This is a genomic window from Pseudomonas sp. S2_E02 (assembly GCF_054668355.1).
This window is the reverse complement of sequence record NZ_CP162761.1, coordinates 5,656,625-5,675,106: the sequence shown is the minus strand read 5'-3', so window position 1 is coordinate 5,675,106 and position 18,482 is coordinate 5,656,625. Positions and strand designations below refer to the sequence as shown.

General features: G+C 60.5%; 16 protein-coding genes. 11 read left to right on the top strand and 5 right to left on the bottom strand.

Features of this window, described 5'->3' with window-relative positions; genetic code table 11:
• Positions 1–44 precede the first annotated feature (44 nt).
• From AB4O01_RS25335 to AB4O01_RS25310, 6 genes are all read left to right on the top strand, one after another.
• Positions 45–1,610 carry an MBOAT family O-acyltransferase gene (locus AB4O01_RS25335; protein ID WP_093436261.1) on the top strand — a complete coding sequence of 522 codons (1,566 nt, stop codon included), beginning with the start codon at positions 45–47 and terminating at the stop codon, positions 1,608–1,610.
• Positions 1,611–1,620: 10 nt separating this feature from the next.
• A complete protein-coding gene (locus tag AB4O01_RS25330; protein WP_186624995.1) occupies positions 1,621–2,796 on the top strand; it encodes an alginate O-acetyltransferase in 1,176 nt (391 codons plus the stop codon).
• Positions 2,797–2,810: 14 nt separating this feature from the next.
• Positions 2,811–3,467 carry an alginate O-acetyltransferase AlgF gene (locus AB4O01_RS25325; protein ID WP_007914291.1) on the top strand — a complete coding sequence of 219 codons (657 nt, stop codon included), beginning with the start codon at positions 2,811–2,813 and terminating at the stop codon, positions 3,465–3,467.
• Positions 3,468–3,681: 214 nt separating this feature from the next.
• Positions 3,682–5,133: a mannose-1-phosphate guanylyltransferase/mannose-6-phosphate isomerase gene (locus AB4O01_RS25320; protein WP_007914094.1), complete on the top strand. Its 1,452-nt coding sequence runs from the start codon at positions 3,682–3,684 to the stop codon at positions 5,131–5,133.
• A 267-nt stretch (positions 5,134–5,400) separates the two neighbouring features.
• Positions 5,401–5,865 (top strand): multidrug transporter, encoded by a 465-nt coding sequence (locus tag AB4O01_RS25315; RefSeq protein ID WP_122609540.1) that lies wholly within the window; start codon positions 5,401–5,403, stop codon positions 5,863–5,865.
• Positions 5,866–5,900: 35 nt separating this feature from the next.
• On the top strand, positions 5,901–6,725 hold the full coding sequence (locus tag AB4O01_RS25310) for an SDR family oxidoreductase (RefSeq protein WP_460089926.1): 825 nt from the start codon (positions 5,901–5,903) through the stop codon (positions 6,723–6,725).
• 117 nt (positions 6,726–6,842) lie between these two features.
• Here the strand turns inward: AB4O01_RS25310 and AB4O01_RS25305 are convergent, their stop codons facing one another.
• Positions 6,843–7,724 carry a LysR family transcriptional regulator gene (locus AB4O01_RS25305; protein WP_460089925.1) on the bottom strand — a complete coding sequence of 294 codons (882 nt, stop codon included), beginning with the start codon at positions 7,722–7,724 and terminating at the stop codon, positions 6,843–6,845.
• Positions 7,725–7,833: 109 nt separating this feature from the next.
• On the opposite strand from AB4O01_RS25305, the gene AB4O01_RS25300 reads away from it, so the two are divergent.
• A complete protein-coding gene (locus AB4O01_RS25300) occupies positions 7,834–9,204 on the top strand; it encodes an MFS transporter (protein WP_460089923.1) in 1,371 nt (456 codons plus the stop codon).
• Complete coding sequence (locus AB4O01_RS25295) at positions 9,201–9,599, top strand: DUF4440 domain-containing protein (protein ID WP_460089921.1); 399 nt, start codon at positions 9,201–9,203, stop codon at positions 9,597–9,599. The genes AB4O01_RS25300 and AB4O01_RS25295 overlap by 4 nt, the downstream gene beginning before the upstream one ends.
• Positions 9,600–9,719: 120 nt before the next feature.
• On the opposite strand, the gene AB4O01_RS25290 is transcribed toward AB4O01_RS25295, so the two are convergent.
• From AB4O01_RS25290 to AB4O01_RS25275, 4 genes are all read right to left on the bottom strand, one after another.
• Positions 9,720–10,586, bottom strand: coding sequence for an efflux RND transporter periplasmic adaptor subunit (locus AB4O01_RS25290; protein WP_460089919.1), 867 nt, complete (start codon positions 10,584–10,586; stop codon positions 9,720–9,722).
• 10 nt (positions 10,587–10,596) lie between these two features.
• Positions 10,597–10,797 carry a DUF1656 domain-containing protein gene (locus AB4O01_RS25285; RefSeq protein WP_007914106.1) on the bottom strand — a complete coding sequence of 67 codons (201 nt, stop codon included), beginning with the start codon at positions 10,795–10,797 and terminating at the stop codon, positions 10,597–10,599.
• Positions 10,787–12,979, bottom strand: coding sequence for an FUSC family protein (locus AB4O01_RS25280; protein WP_460089917.1), 2,193 nt, complete (start codon positions 12,977–12,979; stop codon positions 10,787–10,789). Before AB4O01_RS25280 ends, AB4O01_RS25285 begins: the two co-directional genes overlap by 11 nt.
• A 137-nt stretch (positions 12,980–13,116) precedes the next feature.
• Positions 13,117–14,616 carry an efflux transporter outer membrane subunit gene (locus tag AB4O01_RS25275; protein WP_460089916.1) on the bottom strand — a complete coding sequence of 500 codons (1,500 nt, stop codon included), beginning with the start codon at positions 14,614–14,616 and terminating at the stop codon, positions 13,117–13,119.
• A 276-nt stretch (positions 14,617–14,892) separates the two neighbouring features.
• Between AB4O01_RS25275 and AB4O01_RS25270 the strand changes: the two genes are divergently transcribed.
• From AB4O01_RS25270 to AB4O01_RS25260, 3 genes are all read left to right on the top strand, one after another.
• Positions 14,893–15,861, top strand: coding sequence for a LysR family transcriptional regulator (locus AB4O01_RS25270; RefSeq protein WP_007914118.1), 969 nt, complete (start codon positions 14,893–14,895; stop codon positions 15,859–15,861).
• Positions 15,862–16,266: 405 nt separating this feature from the next.
• A complete protein-coding gene (locus tag AB4O01_RS25265; protein ID WP_427120074.1) occupies positions 16,267–16,641 on the top strand; it encodes a DUF6124 family protein in 375 nt (124 codons plus the stop codon).
• Positions 16,642–17,480: 839 nt separating this feature from the next.
• On the top strand, positions 17,481–18,455 hold the full coding sequence (locus AB4O01_RS25260; protein ID WP_099758044.1) for a 2-hydroxyacid dehydrogenase: 975 nt from the start codon (positions 17,481–17,483) through the stop codon (positions 18,453–18,455).
• Positions 18,456–18,482: the final 27 nt, after the last annotated feature.

Sequence of the window (18,482 nt, the reverse complement as noted above, 5' to 3'; positions counted from 1 at the left end):
GGGCTTTGGCCCTTGACTGTTGGTTCAAACATGGAGAGATCGGGATGGTATTTTCATCCAACGTGTTCCTGTTTCTGTTCTTGCCGATCTTTCTCGGCTTGTACTACTTGAGCGGGCAACGCTATCGCAACCTGCTGCTGCTGATCGCCAGCTACGTGTTCTACGCCTGGTGGCGTGTGGACTTCCTCGCGCTGTTCGCAGCTGTCACGCTGTGGAACTACTGGATCGGCCTTAAAGTCGGTGCCGCCGGTGTGCGGACCAAACCGGCGCAGCGCTGGCTGTTGCTTGGCGTCGCGGTTGACCTGTGCATCCTCGGCTACTTCAAGTACGCCAACTTCGGTGTCGACAGCATCAACGCGATGATGACCTCGGTCGGTCTTGAGCCGTTCATCCTCACCCACGTGCTGTTGCCGATCGGTATCTCGTTCTACATCTTCGAGTCGATCAGCTACATCATCGACGTGTATCGCGGCGACACCCCGGCCACGCGCAACCTGATCGACTTCGCCGCGTTCGTAGCGATCTTCCCGCACTTGATCGCCGGCCCGGTGTTGCGTTTCCGCGACCTCGCCGACCAGTTCAACAACCGCACGCACACCCTCGACAAGTTCTCCGAGGGCTGCACGCGGTTCATGCAGGGTTTCATCAAGAAGGTCTTCATCGCTGACACCCTCGCGGTGGTCGCTGACCATTGCTTCGCCCTGCAAAACCCGACCACCGGCGATGCCTGGCTTGGCGCGCTGGCGTACACCGCGCAGCTGTATTTCGACTTCTCCGGCTACAGCGATATGGCGATTGGTCTGGGCCTGATGATGGGTTTCCGTTTCATGGAAAACTTCAAGCAGCCGTACATCAGTCAGTCGATCACCGAGTTCTGGCGCCGCTGGCACATCAGCCTGTCGACCTGGCTGCGTGACTATCTGTACATCACCCTCGGCGGTAACCGTAAAGGCACGCTGATGACCTATCGCAACCTGTTCCTGACCATGCTCCTCGGTGGTCTGTGGCACGGCGCGAACATCACTTACATCGTCTGGGGCGCGTGGCACGGCATGTGGCTGGCGATTGAAAAAGCGCTGGGCCTGAACACCTCGCCGCGCAGCCTCAACCCGATCCGCTGGGCGCTGACTTTCCTGCTGGTGGTCATGGGCTGGGTGATTTTCCGTGCCGAGAACCTGCACGTTGCCGGGCGCATGTACGGCGCGATGTTCAGCTTTGGCGACTGGTCGCTGTCGGAACTCAATCAGGCCAGCCTCACCGGCCTGCAAGTGGCGACATTGGTTGTTGCGTACGTGACGCTGGCGTTCTTCGGTCTGCGCGATTTGTACACCAATCAGCCGCCAGCCAAGACCAAGCCTGAAGTCAACGTCGAGGCCAACGGCCCTGCCACCGCGACCCCGGGAATGATCAAAGCCGCACCCGGCGAAAACCCGGCGAGCATCCATGAACCTGGCTACACCGTCGGCGTCGAAGCCCAGGTGCAGCCGGCTTACTGGACGGCGGACTGGTCCCGTTACGTGATGCGCGGTCTGATCCTGCTGCTGTTCATCGCCTCGATTCTCAAACTCTCGGCGCAAAGCTTCTCGCCGTTCCTTTACTTCCAGTTCTGAGGGATCTGACATGACCCGCTCATTACGCATCTTCTACATTGCCCTGTTCCTGGTGACCCTGTTGGTCCTTGGTTTGTGGTCGGTTCGCAGCTTCTTCGGTTTCAGCACCAATGCCGACGCTACGGTGCTCAACGGTCGCTGGACCAAGGCTGTGGAAACCCACTACGACGATGAATTCCCGATCAAGCGTCTGGGCACCAATCTCTGGGCCGCGCTGGATTTCAAACTGTTCAACGAAGGTCGTCCGGGCGTGGTGCTCGGTCGCGATCAGTGGTTGTACAGCGATGAGGAATTCAACCCGATCGTCAACGAAGAGCTGAACCTGCAAGGCAACTACGCGCTGGTCGAAGGCGTACGCCAGACCCTGAAAGCGAAAGGCGTGAAACTGGTGATGGCGATCGTGCCGGCCAAGGTTCGTCTGTACCCGGAGCATCTGGGTGAAGTGAAACCGGCGAGCATCCACGAAAACCTCTATCAGGATTTCCACCAACGTGTGGCGGCCGACAAGATCCTCGCCCCGGACCTGCTCAAGCCATTGCAACAGGCCAAGCAGAACGGTCAGCAAGTGTTCCTGCGGACTGACACCCACTGGACGCCGGAAGGCGCCGAGATCGCCGCCAACACCCTGGCGAAAACCATCGCCGACAAGTTCCCGCTCAGCGGCGAGCCGCAGCGCTTCGTCACCACGCCAGCCGAGAAGGTCACGCACAAGGGCGACCTGCGTCTGTTCCTGCCGCTCGATCCGCTGTTCGAAAACCTGATGCCGGCGCAAGAGCCGCTGCAAAAGCGCAATACCGTCGCGGCTGGCGAGCAGCCTGCCGGTGACGACGCGCTGTTCGCCAGCAATGAAGTGCCGGTGGCACTGGTCGGCACCAGCTACAGCGCCAACCCCAACTGGAACTTCGTCGGTGCGCTGAAACAAGCGCTGCACAGCGACGTGGTGAGCTACGCCGAAGACGGCCACGGCCCGATCCTGCCGATGCTCAGCTACCTGAAAAGCGATGACTTCAAGAACAGCCCGCCACAGGTGCTGATCTGGGAGTTTCCTGAACGTTATCTGCCTGTGAACAACGAAATCGGCGACGCCGACCCGCAGTGGGTCGCAGAGCTTAAACAAGCCGGTGCTCGCCAACAAAACGTAGCCATCAACACTAAATCCGAGACGCCCGATCGGGCGCAAAACTGAAAGAGAGGTACACCATGACTTTCACTACTACTCCTCGTCGTCTCGCTAAAAGCTTCGCACTGGTTGCTGGCCTCAGCGTGCTTTCCGTGCCTGCCTTCGCCGGTGGCGACGCCGCGCTGTACGGCCCGACCGCACCGAAAGGCTCGACCTTTGTGCGTGTCTATAACGCCAGCAACGCTGAAGTCAGCGCCACTGTCGGCAGCACCAACCTGAGCGACGTTGCGCCACTGGCCAGCAGTGACTTCAGCTTCATGCCGGGCGGTGATTACAGCGCCAAAGTTGGCAGCCAGACCCTGCCGGTGAAACTCGCCGGTGACCACTACTACACCTTGGTCAACAACGCTTCCGGCGCGCCGCAATTGATTGAAGAGCCGCCGTTCAAGAACAAGCAGAAATCACTGGTGCGCGTACAGAACCTCAGCGACAAGCCGCTGACCCTGAAGACTGCCGACGGCAAGACCGACGTGGTGCCGAACGTGGCCGCCAAGGGCCGTGGCGAACGTGAAATCAACCCGGTGAAAGTCAGCCTGGCGCTGTACGAAGGTGACAAGAAAGTCGGCGACGTGAAGCCGGTCGCCCTTGAGCGCGGTGAAGCGGCGGTGCTGTACGTCACCGGCAGCGGCAGCAGCCTGTCGCCAGTCTGGGTGAAACGCCCGGTATCGACTCGCTAATCATTTTTCCTGACTGACACATATCCCCTGTGGGAGCGAGCTTGCTCGCGAAAGCGGTCTGACATTCAACAGATGTGTCGACTGATACGCCGACTTCGCGAGCAAGCTCGCTCCCACAATGAATCGGGTTGTCAGTTCGGGTACGAGACAAAAACAAGAGTGAAACGACACAGCGTTCGTGCCTCTAACCAATCGATTTTATGGAGTAAACAATATGATTCCGGTGATCTTGTCAGGTGGTAGCGGTTCGCGTCTCTGGCCGCTTTCGCGTAAGCAGTTCCCTAAGCAATTCCTCGCCCTGACCGGCGAACACACGCTGTTCCAGCAGACCCTCGAGCGCCTGGTGTTCGAAGGCATGGACACCCCGATCGTGGTCTGCAACAAGGATCACCGCTTCATCGTCAACGAGCAGTTGGCCAATCGCAAACTGGAATGCCAACGCATTCTCATGGAGCCGTTCGGCCGCAACACTGCGCCAGCCGTAGCGCTGACCGCGATGATGCTGGTCAATGAAGGCCGTGACGAACTGATGCTGGTACTGCCGGCCGACCACGTACTGGAAGACCAGAAAGCCCTGCAACGTGCTCTGGCCCTGGCCACCGTCGCTGCCGAAAACGGCGAAATGGTCCTGTTCGGCGTACCGGCGACCAAACCGGAAACCGGTTACGGCTACATCAAATCCACCGGCGATTCGCTGCTGCCAGAAGGCGTCAGCCGCGTTTCGCACTTCGTCGAAAAACCTGACGTGAAACGTGCCACCGAGTACGTCGAATCCGGCGGTTACTACTGGAACAGCGGCATGTTCCTGTTCCGCGCCAGCCGCTTCCTCGAAGAACTGAAAAAGCACGACCCGGACATCTACGACACCTGCCTGCTGACCCTCGAACGCAGCCAGCAGGACGCCGACACCATCACCTTCGACGAAGCCACCTTCGCCTGCTGCCCGGACAACTCCATCGACTACTCCGTCATGGAAAAAACCCAGCGCGCCTGCGTCGTGCCGCTGACCGCTGGCTGGAGCGATGTCGGTTGCTGGTCGTCGCTGTGGGAAGTCAACGAGAAAGACGCCAACGGCAACGTCACCAAAGGCGATGTAGTGATTCAGGACAGCAAGAACTGCATGATCCACGGCAACGGCAAACTGGTGTCGGTGATCGGTCTGGAAAATATTGTGGTGGTCGAAACCAAAGACGCCATGATGATCGCCCACAAAGACAAGGTTCAGGGCGTCAAGCAGATGGTCAACACGCTCAACGAGCAAGGCCGCAGCGAAACCCAGAACCACTGCGAGGTCTATCGTCCGTGGGGCTCGTATGACTCGGTGGACATGGGCGGGCGTTTCCAGGTCAAGCACATCTCGGTAAAACCGGGCGCGTGCCTGTCGCTGCAGATGCACCACCACCGCGCCGAGCACTGGATCGTGGTCAGCGGCACCGCCGAAGTGACCTGCGATGAAAACGTGTTCCTGCTCTGCGAGAACCAGTCGACCTACATCCCGATCGCCTCGGTGCACCGCCTGCGCAACCCGGGCAAGATCCCGCTGGAAATCATCGAAGTGCAATCGGGTTCGTACCTGGGTGAAGACGATATCGAACGTTTCGAAGATATCTACGGTCGCTCCACCCCGATCGAACGCGGCGTGTCGGTGAAAACCATCGCGCAATAACTGATCGATAAAACAAGAAGCCCCCGTCCAGCCCGCTGCGTCCCCTATCCGCAGCGGGTTGGGCGGGTGCTTTTTTTGTCATGATTTTGTGTCGCCTGAAATGGCCTCTTCGCGAGCAGGCTCGCTCCCACACTTGAAATGCACTCCCCTGTGGGAGCGAGCCTGCTCGCGAAGAGGCCCGGTCAGACACCGCAAGTCCCGATGCCCATCGCCAACCTCACCTACGCTTAGGTAGGATGACCCTCTCTCTTTTCGAGGTTGTGCGACATGTTCATCGGCATTCTGCTGGTCATCACCTGGTTGATCCTGCTGTTGCGCTACCCGGCCAAGGCCCTGCCGGTGTCGGTGGCGGCGGCGATTGGCCTGGGTTTCGTGGCCATGTGGGTGGTGTGGCTGGACAACCGCGAGATCAAGCAACTGGCGCGCCTTGAGATGCGTATTGCCTACGCCCCCGAACAATGCCCGGCCGATCGTCCGCTGCAACTGAAAATGAAGAACGGCAACGACGTGCCCCTGACCGAACTGCGCTGGCGCATCGCTGCCTACGCGCCGGGCGACACGGTCAATCTGGCCGACAACCAATACACCGCGCCACGCTATCGCGGCCCCGGCGAATTGCAGGCCGGTGGCGAATGGGAAGACTGTCTGCCCCTGCCACCGCTGCGCCCCGGATATCGCCCGCAAACCCTGGAGTTTCGCGCCGAGCGTTTGCAGGGCAGTTTCTCCGACTGATCCCCTTCCCCACTCTTTTGCACAAGGAATGCGCCATGCCCGTTGCGTTGATTACCGGTTGTTCCAGCGGCATCGGCCGTGCCCTCGCCGACGCGTTCAAAGCCACCGGTTTCGAGGTCTGGGCCAGTGCGCGCAAGACTGAAGACGTGGCGGTGCTGGCGGCAGCCGGGTTCACCGCCGTGCAACTCGACGTCAATGACAATGCGGCGCTGGAACAACTCGCCGAGCGGATCAACCAGCAACACGGCGGCCTCGATGTGCTGATCAACAACGCCGGCTATGGCGCCATGGGACCGCTGCTCGACGGCGGTGTGGCGGCCATGCAGCGTCAATTCGAAACCAACGTGTTTTCGATTGTCGGCGTCACCCGCGCGCTGTTCCCGGTGCTGCGCCGGGCCAAGGGGCTGGTGGTGAATATCGGCAGCGTTTCAGGGGTTCTGGTCACACCGTTCGCCGGTGCGTACTGCGCCTCGAAAGCGGCAGTGCATGCTTTGAGCGATGCCTTGCGCATGGAACTGGCACCGTTCGGCATTCGCGTCATGGAGGTTCAACCGGGGGCAATCCAGTCGAGTTTTGCCAAGAACGCCGGGCATGAAGCCGAACAGTTGATCAATGAACAATCGCCGTGGTTTCCACTGCGTGAGGGCATTCGCGCGCGGGCCAAGGCGTCGCAGGACAAGCCGACCCCGGCCAGTGAGTTTGCCGCTGAACTGTTGAAGGCTGTGCAGCAGAGCAAACCGCCACGGTTGATCCGCATTGGTAACGGCAGCCGGGCGTTGCCGTTGTTGGCGGCGTTGTTGCCCAAGGGCTTGCTCGAATCGACGTTGATGAAGCGGTTCGGATTGCGCGCAAAGCTCTGAACTAGAGTCGACACCTTCGCGAGCAAGCTCGCTCCCACATTGGCTATCTGTCACACCGAAGATCTCCTGTGGGAGCGAGCTTGCTCGCGAAGAGGCCAGAAAATACACCTCAAACACTCAGGCCCAGCCCTTCATGAAATCAATGAACGCCCGCACTTTCAGCGGCAAATGCCGGGTGTCCGGGTACAGCGCATACACCCCCTGCTGCGCAAACCGGTAATCCACCAGCAAACGCTGCAACCGCCCGGCATCGAGATCGTCCTGAATCAACCATTGCGGCAAAATCGCCACACCTTGCCCGGTCAACGCAAACGCCCGCAGCGTCGCCGAGTTGTCGGCGACGATGGCCGTGGTTCCCGGTTTTGGCTGGTAGACATGTTCCTCACCGGCCGGATCGGTCACCGTCAACTCCGGCACTCGCCCATGGCCCAGGGTCGGCATCGACTCCAGCCTGGCCAGCGTGACCACCGGCGCGAAGCGTTCGACCAACCCTGGCGCCGCCACGGCAAATATTTCGAACGTCGACAACTGCACCGCACGCAGATTGGAGTCGTGCATGCGTCCCAGCCGAATCGCCATGTCAAAGCGCTCGGAAATCAGATCGGCATGGGTCGAGGATGTGGACAGATGAATGTTCAGTTGTGGTTGCTGCTGGCGAAACACCTCAAGCGCCGGCACCACCTGAGCCAAGGCAAACTCGACCGTCGTGGTGATACGCAGTGTGCCCTTGAGCTGTGCATGCTCGGAACGCGCCTCTTCGATCGCCAGCCGCGCCTCATCCAGTGTGCGCAAACAACGTCGATAAAAGCGCTCACCGGCATCGGTCAGCGCCAGTTGCCGCGTATTGCGGGTGAGCAAGGTCACGCCCAGTTCTTCCTCCAGGCGCTTGAGGTTGAAACTGACCACGGCGCGCGTTTGCCCCAATGTGTCGGCAGCAGCCGTGAGTGATCCCGCCTCGACCACCGCTTTGAAGGTGTCAAACCGATCCAGACTGACCATATCCAAGGCACTCTTTGTCAAAATGATTTTGACAAACTAGCAGCCAAACCAGCGTTTTCCTATGACCAGAAGCGCCCTACCCTGCACGTCTCATCACAGGGAAGCTGCCATGGCTTATCGCTCGAAAGTCGCGCTGGTGTATTTGTTGGGCTTCGCGCTCGACTTGCTGAACATGTTCGTCGCCAGCATCGCCTACCCCGACATCGCGCAACAATTGCACGCCTCGGTGACGCAACTGGCGTGGATCAGCAACGCCTACATGCTCGGCCTGACGCTGATCATTCCATTGAGCGTGTGGCTGGCGACACGGGTTGGTGAGCGGCGCTTGATCCTCGCCTCGCTGCTGCTGTTCGGTGTGGGCTCGGCACTGGTGGCGCAGGCGGGATCGATTGAAAGCCTGATTGCCTGGCGACTGCTGCAAGGCCTCGGTGGCGGACTGCTGCTGCCGGTGGGCCAGGCCTTGGCGTATCGACAGTTCCCGGCGACGCAACGCGCGCACTTCACCGGAGTGGTGTTGCTGGTGGCGCTGCTGGTGCCGGCACTGTCGCCGGCGGCCGGTGGACTGATCGTTCAGGCGTTATCCTGGCGCTGGATTTTTTACCTGAATCTGCCGGTGACACTGCTCGCACTTGGGCTTGGCCTGCTCTGGTTGAAAGCCGATCAACCGTTGACTGAACGCCCGACGCTGGACGCGCGCGGCCTGCTGCTGGCAGCCTCGGCGCTAAGTTTACTGTTGATCGCCATCAGTCTGTTGAGCGACGCCGACACCCGTAACCTCGGCATCGTTGCCCTGCTGCTGAGCCTTCTGACCCTGTGCATTTACCTGCGCGATGGCTGGCGCAAACCCGGCGCGATCCTCGATCTGCAACTGATCAAGAACCCGTCGCTGCGTCTGGCGATGCTGATCTACCTGTGCGTGCCGGGAGTGTTCACCGGCACCCACATGATAGCCGTGCTGTACCTGCACAACCTCGGTGTCGGCGCGGCACAAACCGGCGCGCTGATGCTGCCGTGGGCAGTCGGCTCGGGGGTGGCGATCATGCTTGGCAAGCGCAGCTTCAACCGCCTCGGCCCCAAGCCATTGCTCAGCGCCGGCATGCTCGTGCAATGCCTGGGCATCGTTTTGCTGATGCGCAGCGAACAACCCGCCAGCACGCCGCTGATCATTGCCTATGCCCTGATGGGGCTGGGCGGTAGCCTGTGCAGCGTCACCGCGCAGACCTTGGCCTTTGTTGGCATCGCGCCAGAAAAAATGGGCCACTCCAGTGCCCTGTGGAACATCAATCGCCAACTCGGTTTCTGCCTCGCGGCGGCGCTGCTCGGCTCACTGCTGGGCGCCTTGGGCGGTGTTGGTTTCCAAGCCTGTTTTATCGCTGCCGCGCTGCTCACGCTGTTGCCGATGGTCGCCGTCCTGCGTTTCGACTCGACCCACGTGCTCGCGCTATTGAACCCGACTACCCTTGAGGAAAAAACTGCATGAACGACGCCACGACCTACCTGGACGAAGTGATCCAGGCGCACGAAGCCATCGAACGATGGTTTGCCGTAGAAGAAGATGACGCCGCGTTGCAGCGCTTGCTGGCGCGTTTTTCGCCACGCTTTTCCATGGTGACGCCGTTGGGCCGAGCCCTGGATGTCGATGCCTTGCGCGTGCTGTTCCGAGCCGCAGGCGGACAGAAGAAAGGTTTCAGAATCCAGCTCAGTGAGTTACGTGTGATTGCCTTGCATCAGCGCGGCGCGACCGTGAGTTACCGCGAACAGCAGAGCGATGCGAGCGGTGTGCACACGGATCGGCGTTCGACCGTGGTGTTTGAAAAACTCGAAACCGGGCGGGTGTTGTGGCTGCATTTGCAGGAGACGTTTTGCGCTGAGTGATTGCTCGGTGTTGGTCTGAAATACCGAGTCGCCCCCATTCGCGAGCAGGCTCGCTCCCACATTTGAAATGCATGACCTCTGTGGGAGCGAGCCTGCTCGCGAAAGGAGCCACACGGTCTGTCAGTTAACCACCGTGCTCTGATTCACCACCACCGTGCAGGTAATCCCCGCTGCCAGCAGCACACCTTCCGGCACTTCATCAATGTGAATGCGCACCGGCACCCGCTGTGCCAGTCGTACCCAGTTGAACGTCGGGTTTACATCGGCAATCAGCTCGCGGCTTTCCGGGTTGTCGCGGTCATAAATGCCGCGCGAGATGCTCTCCACGTGGCCCTTGAGCAGTTCGCCGCTCATCAACTGCATGTCGGCCTTGTCACCGACTTTGACGTGGGGCAGTTTGGTTTCTTCGAAGAAGCCGTAAACCCAGAACGAGTTCATGTCGACCACGGCCATTTTCGCCTCGCCGATGCGCGCGTAGTCGCCGCGATGCACATTGAGGTTGGTCACATAACCGTCGACCGCCGCGCGTACTTCGGTGCGTTTGAGGTTGAGTTCGGCGGCTTCCAGTTGCGCCTGAGCGTGTTGGTAATCGGCCAGCGCGGCGTCGGCGATGTTGCTGGCGTCGTCGCGGTTTTCCTTGGAGATCACCAGGTTGTCGAGGTCGGCGCGGCGATGGGCATTGACCTTGCGCATCTCCCACGTCGACTTGCGCGAGGCAACCAAAGACTGTGCTTGTTTGACGGCGATGCGGTAATGCTCAGGGTCGATCTGCATGAGCAGATCGCCCTTCTTCACCAGTTGGTTGTCGCGCACCGGCACGTCGATGACTTCACCGGTGACGTCGGCGGCGACGTTGATGATGTCTGCGCGTACCCGACCATCGCGGGTCCACGGCGTGTTCATGTAGTGCTCCCACAGCGTGCGGCCGATCCACAACGCCAGGGCTAGCACCAGCAGGGTCGCGAGCAGGCTGAAAAACTTTTTCATCAGATCGTTCTCAACGGTAGACAGTCAGCGCCATGGCGCCGAACAGACAGGTAAACAGACTCAGACGCAGCAGCGCCGGGTGCCAGAAGAAGCGGTACAGATCGAACCCGGACAAGAAGCGGTCCACCGCCCAGGCCAGTGCCGCAGCGATGAAAAACATCAAGGTCATGGTCGGCATGTACACGCCGTGGAAGGCGATTTCACGAGGCATGGGCAAGTCCTTCGGGCTTGGCGATGGCGTAGGCAGCGAGTGGAGATTGCGGGTCGAGCAGCGAAGTGCGGATGAAGTGCAGATAGCTCTTCACCCGACGCAATGCTGAGGTATCGAAGTGCGGCGCGAATGGCTCATCGGTCGCCGCCACGCGACTGATCGCATGATCGACAGCGACCAGTGCGCGTTCGAGATTGCTGGCGTTCGGTTGCAGAAACAGCCGCACCAGCGCGCGACCCATTACGCGGATCGCCTGGCGCCACGGTTGCGATTCGGCATAGGCCGGGTGCACCGGCAAAATCGCCTGCTCCTTGCGTAACTCGATGATTGCGTGGCCGACTTCCAGGACCACGAACATCCAGCGCAGCAGGTTCTTCTGTACCTTCGGCTGCCCGGCCGCGAGACCGTAAGCCTGATGCAGCAAATCACGGGTGCGACTCTCGAAACTCGACGCCAGGCCTTTGAGCTTGCCGCTGATCGCGTAAACCACTTGGCCACGCAGATCCTGCTCCAGACGCCTCCACAACCAGCGGCTGTTCGGCGGCAGGATAATCGCCCCCGCCGCCGCGCAGACCAGCATGCCCATGACCATGGCGATGTAGTCGTTGATGAAGGTGTACGGGTTGTAGATGGTCAGGTTGTCCGGCACCGAACCGGTGCTGAAGAAGATCAGCAACCCAAGGCCGACACCGGCGTATTGCGGGCGCGACGTGAGGAACGAACCGAGCACGATCACCGGCGCGAGCATCACGCACAACAGCGGAAAACCGTCGATCCACGGGAAGATGAAAAACATCTCGACGAAGCCGATCAGCGCACCGAGGAAGGTCCCGCATGCCATCTGGAACGCCATGCGTTTCGGGTTCGGCGTGGCCGCCGAGAGGCCCACGGTGGCCGCAGCGATCAGCGTCATCGTCGCGCCACTTGGCCAAGCGGTGGCGACCCAATAACTGCCCAGCACAATGAGGATGAACGAGGCGCGAATCCCCGAAGCCGCTGCCGCCCACCAGTTGGTTTGTGGGGTGAACGGCTCGTCCCAGCGCTCTCGTTCGTGGCGGTGATCGGCCAGGGATGCGTGGGTCTGTGCATAACTGTGCAGGTCGTCGACGAAGCGATAAAGCAGTTCGTACGCAGTGTGGAAATCCAGTTGTTCGGCGTCGCTTGGATCGGTTTCCTGGAAGATTGCTCGCAAGCTTCGAACCCGTGCCGGCAGCCCCTCCTTGTAGGTCGCCAGCGCTGTCGCCAAACGGGCGGCGTCGGGGCTGGTAAGGGCACGACCACTGAAGCCGTCGAGCACTTCGGCGAGATCCTGCAGACCCGGTCTGATCGCGGCAACCACATGTTCTTCGCCATTGCCGCGCAAGCGTTCAAGCAGCTGATGCAGCGCGTTGAAGCGCGTGGTGATGCCCATGAATTCGCTGTTCAAACGGCTCAGGCGACCGTTGCGCCGACGCATGTGCGGGTCTTCGAACACGGTCACGCTGCGCAGCCCTTCCAGCCCCACGGCTTCGGCGATAAAGCGCACGTTGCTCGCCTCGAAAGCTTCGGCTTTGCTGCGCCCGCGCAGGCCATCGGTGACGAACAGCGCGAACACGCCGAAGCGCTGATACAAGGCGTTGCGCATGGCGGCGCTGGCGGTTTGCGGCAGGATCGCGGCGCTGATCAGGGTCGAGCAGAGAATCCCCAGCGAGATCTCCAGCACTCGCCAAACCGCTGCCATGAACGCGCCGTCCGGGTGCGCCAGCGCCGGCAGCCCGACCATCGCGGCGGTATAGCCGGCGAGGACAAAACCATAGGCGCGGAAGTTGCGGCAACGTGCGGCACCGGCCGAGCAGATGCCGACCCAGATCGCCAGCGAACCGAGGAACAGCTCGGTGTTTTGCGCGAACAACGCGATCAACGTGACCATCATCGCCGACCCGGCCAACGTGCCGAGGAAGCGATAGAAACTCTTGGCAAGCACCTGGCCGCTCTGCGGCTGCATGACGATGAACACGGTGATCATCGCCGTGCGCGGTTGCGGCAATTCCAGGCGCATGGCCAGCCACAGCGTGAGGAATGCGGCGATCAACACCTTGAAGATGTAGACCCAGGTCACGCCATCGCTGCGCGCCCAGTCGAAGAAACCACGGCGCCATTCCAGGGAGTAGAGCCAGCGCAGAGGTGCGGGCAAGGGAGTCATGAATTCTGCTCAGAAAAGTCGGGTCGGACCGGGATCCTGTGGGAGCGAGCTTGCTCGCGAATGCGGTGAGTCAGGCAACCAATGTGCTGGCTGACACGCCCTCTTCGCGAGCAAGCTCGCTCCCACAGGTTGTGTGTTCAACGCAGGAGAACCGGGGTTTTCGGCACTTGGGTTTTCTCGGCGGTCGGCACATCGTTGCCTGCCCCCAGTCCACCACCCAGCGCCGTCACCAGTTCGGCATGCGCACTCAACCGCGCCGCTTGCACCTGCTGCTGCACCTGCTGCTGCTTGAACAGCAACGTCTGCGCATTGAGCACGTTGAGGTAATCGGTGAGGCCGCGCTGATAAGCGATCATCGCGATGTCGTAGGTCTTCTGCGCCGTGGCTACCGACTCGGCGGCGAAGCCTTGCTGCTTGTCCATCGACTCGCGGCGGATCAACTGATCGGAAATATTCTTCAGCGCATTGACCAGCGTCTGGTTGTAATGCGCCACGGCGATGTCGTAACCGGCGGAGGCTTCACCCAACTCGGCGCGCAGTCGGCCACCGTCGAAGATCGGTAGCGAGATCGCCGGCCCGACGTTGTAGTTGAGTTTCTTGCCGGTCAAAAACTCCAGCGCGCCCCCGCCGGTAGCCATGTAGCCGAGGCTGCCGACCAGATCGACGTTGGGGTAAAACCCGGCATGCGCCACATCGATACCGCGCGCCTGCGCCGCCACTTGCCAGCGACTGGCGACTACATCGGGACGCTGGCCGAGCAATTCGGCGGGCAATGCCGATGGCAGTTTCAGCGCAGCACCGAGGGACAATGTCGGGCGCTGCAACTGTGCGCCCGCCCCCGGACCTTTGCCGGCGAGCGCGGCGATCTGGTTGCGACTCAGGGCGATTTCTTCATCCAGCGCATCGAGCTGACGATGGGTTTCCGGCAACGGCGTTTCGGCCTGGCTGACTTCGAAGTGCGTGCCGATCCCGCCGTTCAAGCGCTTCTGCGCCAGATCGAGAATCTGTTGCTGCTGCTTGAGCGTCGCGGCGACGATGTCGCGCTGCGCGTAATGCAGCGACAGTTCGATGTAGGCGCGGACGATGTTGTTCTGCAATTCCAGCTGCGCCAGCCGCGCCTCGGCGGCGCTCATGTGCGCCAGATCCACCGCCCGCTCGCTGGCATTGCTTTCGCGGCCCCAGAGGTCGAGCGCGTAGCTGAAACCCAACGCGGCGTTGTTATCCCAGGTGGTGGTGTTGGCCAGATCGCCCGGGCCGTAGAACTGATCGCTCGGCCAGTTGTGCCGCTTGAGGGTCGACTCGCCATTGATCTGCAACGACTCGGCGGCTTCGGCGACACCGGCCATGGCTTTGGCTTGACGTACTCGCGCAGCAGCCATGGCCATGCTCGGGCTGCCTTGCACGGCGAGGTCGATCCAGCGATTGAGTTGCGGGTCGCCGTAGGCTTGCCACCATTGCGCGGTAGGCCAGTTGGCGTCACGGGCGGCGTGGGCGATGGCATCGTCGGTGGCCAGTGTATTGGCCTCCATTGCCGTGCCCTGTGGGACAATTCCGTCCGTTGAGATGCAGCCGCCAAGACCCAGGGTAAAAGCCAGAACACTGAGCGGCAAAAGCGCTCTGTTGATGCGACGCGGCACAGCTGCGAATTCCTGAGAGAGGGGTAGATCGAGAACCCGTGTTGGAGCTGCCGCAGGCTGCGATTTTTTGATCTTGATTCCCTTAAAACAAAATCAAAAGATCGCAGCCTTCGGCAGCTCCTACAGGGATCGGCGCAATTCTATGGAAGGCCCCGTACGGCGATAAGCTGGGATTTCTGTGAATCTTTGTTACGGTTAACGAGATAATCCTTAAGTCTGGGGTCTCAGCCCCCGAAACTTCGTGTCACAATTTGCCATCTCCCTTGAGAGCACCCCATGGACACTTTGCAAAACATGCGCGCCTTCAGTTGCGTGGCCGAAGCCGGCAGCTTCACCGCCGCCGCCGTGCAACTCGACACCACCACCGCCAACGTCTCGCGCGCGGTCTCCAACCTGGAAGCCCACCTGCAAACCCGTTTGCTCAATCGCACCACGCGGCGCATTGCCCTGACCGAAGCGGGCAAACGCTACCTGCTGCGCTGCGAACAGATCCTTGCCTATGTCGAAGAGGCCGAAGCCGAAGCCAGCGACGCCCACGCACGCCCGGCCGGGCAATTGAAAGTGCACACCATGACCGGCATCGGCCAGCACTTCGTCATCGACGCCATCGCCCGCTACCGCAAAACCCACCCGGACGTGACCTTCGACCTGACCCTGGCCAACCGCGTGCCGGACCTGCTCGACGAGGGCTACGACGTGTCCATCGTGCTCGCCAGCGAGTTGCCGGACTCAGGTTTTGTGTCGCAACGCCTGGGCATCACCTACAGCATCGTCTGCGCCTCCCCGGCCTACGTGAAAGCCAACGGCGCCGCGCAAAAGCCCAGCGACCTGCTCAACCACGCCTGCCTGCGCCTGGTCAGCCCGGTGATCCCCCTGGAAAAATGGGCCTTCGACGGCCCGGAAGGCCAGGAAATGGTCACCATCAACAGCTCGCCGTTTCTGGTGAACTCCGCCGACGCCATGAAAACCGCGATAACCAGCGGCATGGGGGTCGGCGTGTTGCCGGTGTATGCGGCGATCGAAGGTTTGCGTAACGGCACACTGGTGCGGGTCATGCCGAACTACCGCTCGCAAGAGCTGAACCTGTATGCGATCTACCCGTCGCGGCAATATCTGGATGCGAAGATCAAGACGTGGGTTGAGTATTTGCGTGGATCGTTGCCAGAGATTCTTGCGGCGCATCAAGCCGAATTGGCCGCTTACGAACTCAGCGGCAGCCTCGCCGGCGCGCGCGTCGCCAACTGATTTGTAAACACAATGCGTCTTCTGTAGGAGCTGCCGTAGGCTGCGATCTTTTGATCTTGATGTTTAAAAATCAACAGATCGCAGCCTACGGCAGCTCCTACAGAACGGGGATTTCGCGGATCTTTCCGACAGGTTTTGAAGGTTGTCCGTCGGAAGTGCGCTGGCTAGGATTTGGGTGTCGCTGACGCATCAGCGACCGGGTCTGGAAAACCCGCAGGATCACAGCACATGACATAATGCCGCGCTTTTTCGGCGCCGAAGTTTTGTTATGGCGGCTGTACGTGGGAGACCTTCGGGTCTGCCGGGTTTGATCCTTTGCCGGTTTTTCCAGTCCGCGTACAGCTGCCACCCCTTTCGCCTGGAAAACGAAACATGGCAGCTCCATCTCTTTAAAAGGATATTGCCATGATCAAACACAGTCCCAATCCGCCTGAAGCGGAAGACACCACCCCCTACGAATTCCCCGGTTCGAAGAAATTCCACGAAGCCGCCGAGCGCGCCCTCGACCACTACCTCAAACCCAACGCGTTAACCCTGCGCTTTCACAAACCCAGCACCATGTTCCAGGTCGCACCGGAACAGGACAGCGAAAGCCTGCTGGTCCACGCCTGCGAATCACTGGCACAAGCCAGCCTGATGACCAGCGACATCGCCGCCTACATCGACTTGCCGCAACGGCGCACGATTCTGGCGATTCAGCAGATCATCATGCTCGCTGAACTGGCGGTGAATCGGGTGCTGGATAACCACGAAATCTCCCAATCCCCGGCACACAGCTAAAAGCCCCTCACCCTAACCCTCTCCCGGAGGGAGAGGGGATTGACTGTGGTGTATGGCAGAGTTACGCCGACGTGAAATACCGAGTCGAATACAAATTCTGAATCAGATCAAGAGCCCCTCACCCTAGCCCTCTCCCAGAGGGAGAGGGGACTGACTGTGGTGTATGGCAGAGTTACGCCGACGTGAAATACCGAGTCGAATACAAATTCTGAATCAGATCAAGAGCCCCTCACCCTAGCCCTCTCCCAGAGGGAGAGGGGACTGATCGCGGTGTTTGGGCGAGGTACGCCGACGTGCGATACCGAGTCGAACTCAGACTTTGAAAAGCCCAAAAATCGGCTCCCTCTCCCTCGGGAGAGGGCTGGGGTGAGGGGCAGCAAACAACGCAAATCAAAAGCCGAACACCCGCTTTTCACCACTCAATAGGCCGAGTGTCAGCTCGCCTGCTCTTGATCTTGATCTGTAAGGCGACGTCGGAAGGCTGAGTGGAGGGATTGATCCGGGCGTGGGAGCGCAGCGACCGTTTGGCGCAGCCAAACACAGCGAGAGGAGGTGCAGCGAAGCAAACCGTAGACGCTGCGCCCGGATCGATCCCGCAGCGAAGGAACCCCGAGCCCCAGCGAGCGGGCCGCACGTAGGAGCAAGCGTTTTTTGCTTACTTTTTTAGGCGTTTGTAAAAAAGTGAGTCGCCGTAAGGGCGAAACCGCCAGCCGCAGCCCCCGAAGCAACGGATATACACCCAAAACCCCAAGAACATGGTCGGCCCAAAGGCCGCCAAGACACCCCAAAACAAAAATGTTAGCGTGCTTGGTATCAAGCCCGAACAAGAGCCAAAAACGATGAAAAAAACTGTCCTGGCCTTCAGCCGCATCACCCCGCCCATGATCGAACGCCTGCAACAAGAATTCGACGTCATCGTCCCCAATCCAAAGGCCGGCGACATCAACGCCCAATTCAACGAAGCCCTGCCCCACGCCCACGGCCTCATCGGCGTCGGCCGCAAACTCGGCCGCGCACAACTGGAAAACGCCACAAAACTGGAAGTGGTCTCAAGCGTCTCCGTCGGCTACGACAACTACGACCTCGCCTACTTCAACGAACGCGGGATCATGCTCACCAACACCCCCGACGTACTCACCGAAAGCACCGCCGACCTGGCCTTCGCCCTGATCATGAGCAGCGCCCGCCGCGTCGCCGAACTCGACGCCTGGACCAAGGCCGGCCAATGGCAAGCCAGCGTCGGCGCGCCACTGTTCGGCTGTGACGTCCACGGCAAAACCCTCGGCATCGTCGGCATGGGCAACATCGGCGCCGCCGTCGCCCGCCGTGGCCACTTCGGTTTCAACATGCCGATTATCTACAGTGGCAACAGCCGCAAGACCGAACTGGAAGAACAACTCGGCGCGCAATTTCGCAGCCTCGATCAACTGCTCGCCGAGGCCGATTTCGTCTGCCTGGTAGTGCCGCTCAGCGACAAGACCCGCCACCTCATCAGCCATCGCGAACTGGCCTTGATGAAACCCGACGCGATTCTGGTCAACATCTCCCGTGGCCCGGTCGTCGATGAACCGGCGTTAATCGAAGCCCTGCAAAACAAGCGTATTCGTGGCGCTGGTCTCGACGTCTACGAAAAAGAACCGCTGGCCGAATCGCCGCTGTTCCAGTTGAGTAACGCCGTGACCCTGCCGCACATCGGCTCGGCGACGAATGAAACCCGCGAAGCCATGGCCAATCGCGCCCTCGCCAACCTGCGCAGCGCCCTGCTCGGCGAACGCCCGCAGGATCTGGTCAACCCGCAAGTCTGGCGCGGATAAAAAAATATGGGCAAGTGCAACATCGCA

What these genes read in the sequence shown, in the direction of transcription:
- AB4O01_RS25300 (WP_460089923.1), top strand. Translation starts at nt 7,834, where the DNA reads ATGGCTTATCGCTCGAAAGTCGCGCTGGTGTATTTGTTGGGCTTCGCG.
- AB4O01_RS25290 (WP_460089919.1), bottom strand. Translation starts at nt 10,586, where the DNA reads ATGAAAAAGTTTTTCAGCCTGCTCGCGACCCTGCTGGTGCTAGCCCTG.
- AB4O01_RS25285 (WP_007914106.1), bottom strand. Translation starts at nt 10,797, where the DNA reads ATGCCTCGTGAAATCGCCTTCCACGGCGTGTACATGCCGACCATGACC.
- AB4O01_RS25280 (WP_460089917.1), bottom strand. Translation starts at nt 12,979, where the DNA reads ATGACTCCCTTGCCCGCACCTCTGCGCTGGCTCTACTCCCTGGAATGG.
- AB4O01_RS25265 (WP_427120074.1), top strand. Translation starts at nt 16,267, where the DNA reads ATGATCAAACACAGTCCCAATCCGCCTGAAGCGGAAGACACCACCCCC.
- AB4O01_RS25310 (WP_460089926.1), top strand. Translation starts at nt 5,901, where the DNA reads ATGCCCGTTGCGTTGATTACCGGTTGTTCCAGCGGCATCGGCCGTGCC.
- AB4O01_RS25270 (WP_007914118.1), top strand. Translation starts at nt 14,893, where the DNA reads ATGGACACTTTGCAAAACATGCGCGCCTTCAGTTGCGTGGCCGAAGCC.
- AB4O01_RS25330 (WP_186624995.1), top strand. Translation starts at nt 1,621, where the DNA reads ATGACCCGCTCATTACGCATCTTCTACATTGCCCTGTTCCTGGTGACC.
- AB4O01_RS25325 (WP_007914291.1), top strand. Translation starts at nt 2,811, where the DNA reads ATGACTTTCACTACTACTCCTCGTCGTCTCGCTAAAAGCTTCGCACTG.
- AB4O01_RS25305 (WP_460089925.1), bottom strand. Translation starts at nt 7,724, where the DNA reads ATGGTCAGTCTGGATCGGTTTGACACCTTCAAAGCGGTGGTCGAGGCG.
- AB4O01_RS25295 (WP_460089921.1), top strand. Translation starts at nt 9,201, where the DNA reads ATGAACGACGCCACGACCTACCTGGACGAAGTGATCCAGGCGCACGAA.
- AB4O01_RS25320 (WP_007914094.1), top strand. Translation starts at nt 3,682, where the DNA reads ATGATTCCGGTGATCTTGTCAGGTGGTAGCGGTTCGCGTCTCTGGCCG.
- AB4O01_RS25335 (WP_093436261.1), top strand. Translation starts at nt 45, where the DNA reads ATGGTATTTTCATCCAACGTGTTCCTGTTTCTGTTCTTGCCGATCTTT.
- AB4O01_RS25260 (WP_099758044.1), top strand. Translation starts at nt 17,481, where the DNA reads ATGAAAAAAACTGTCCTGGCCTTCAGCCGCATCACCCCGCCCATGATC.
- AB4O01_RS25315 (WP_122609540.1), top strand. Translation starts at nt 5,401, where the DNA reads ATGTTCATCGGCATTCTGCTGGTCATCACCTGGTTGATCCTGCTGTTG.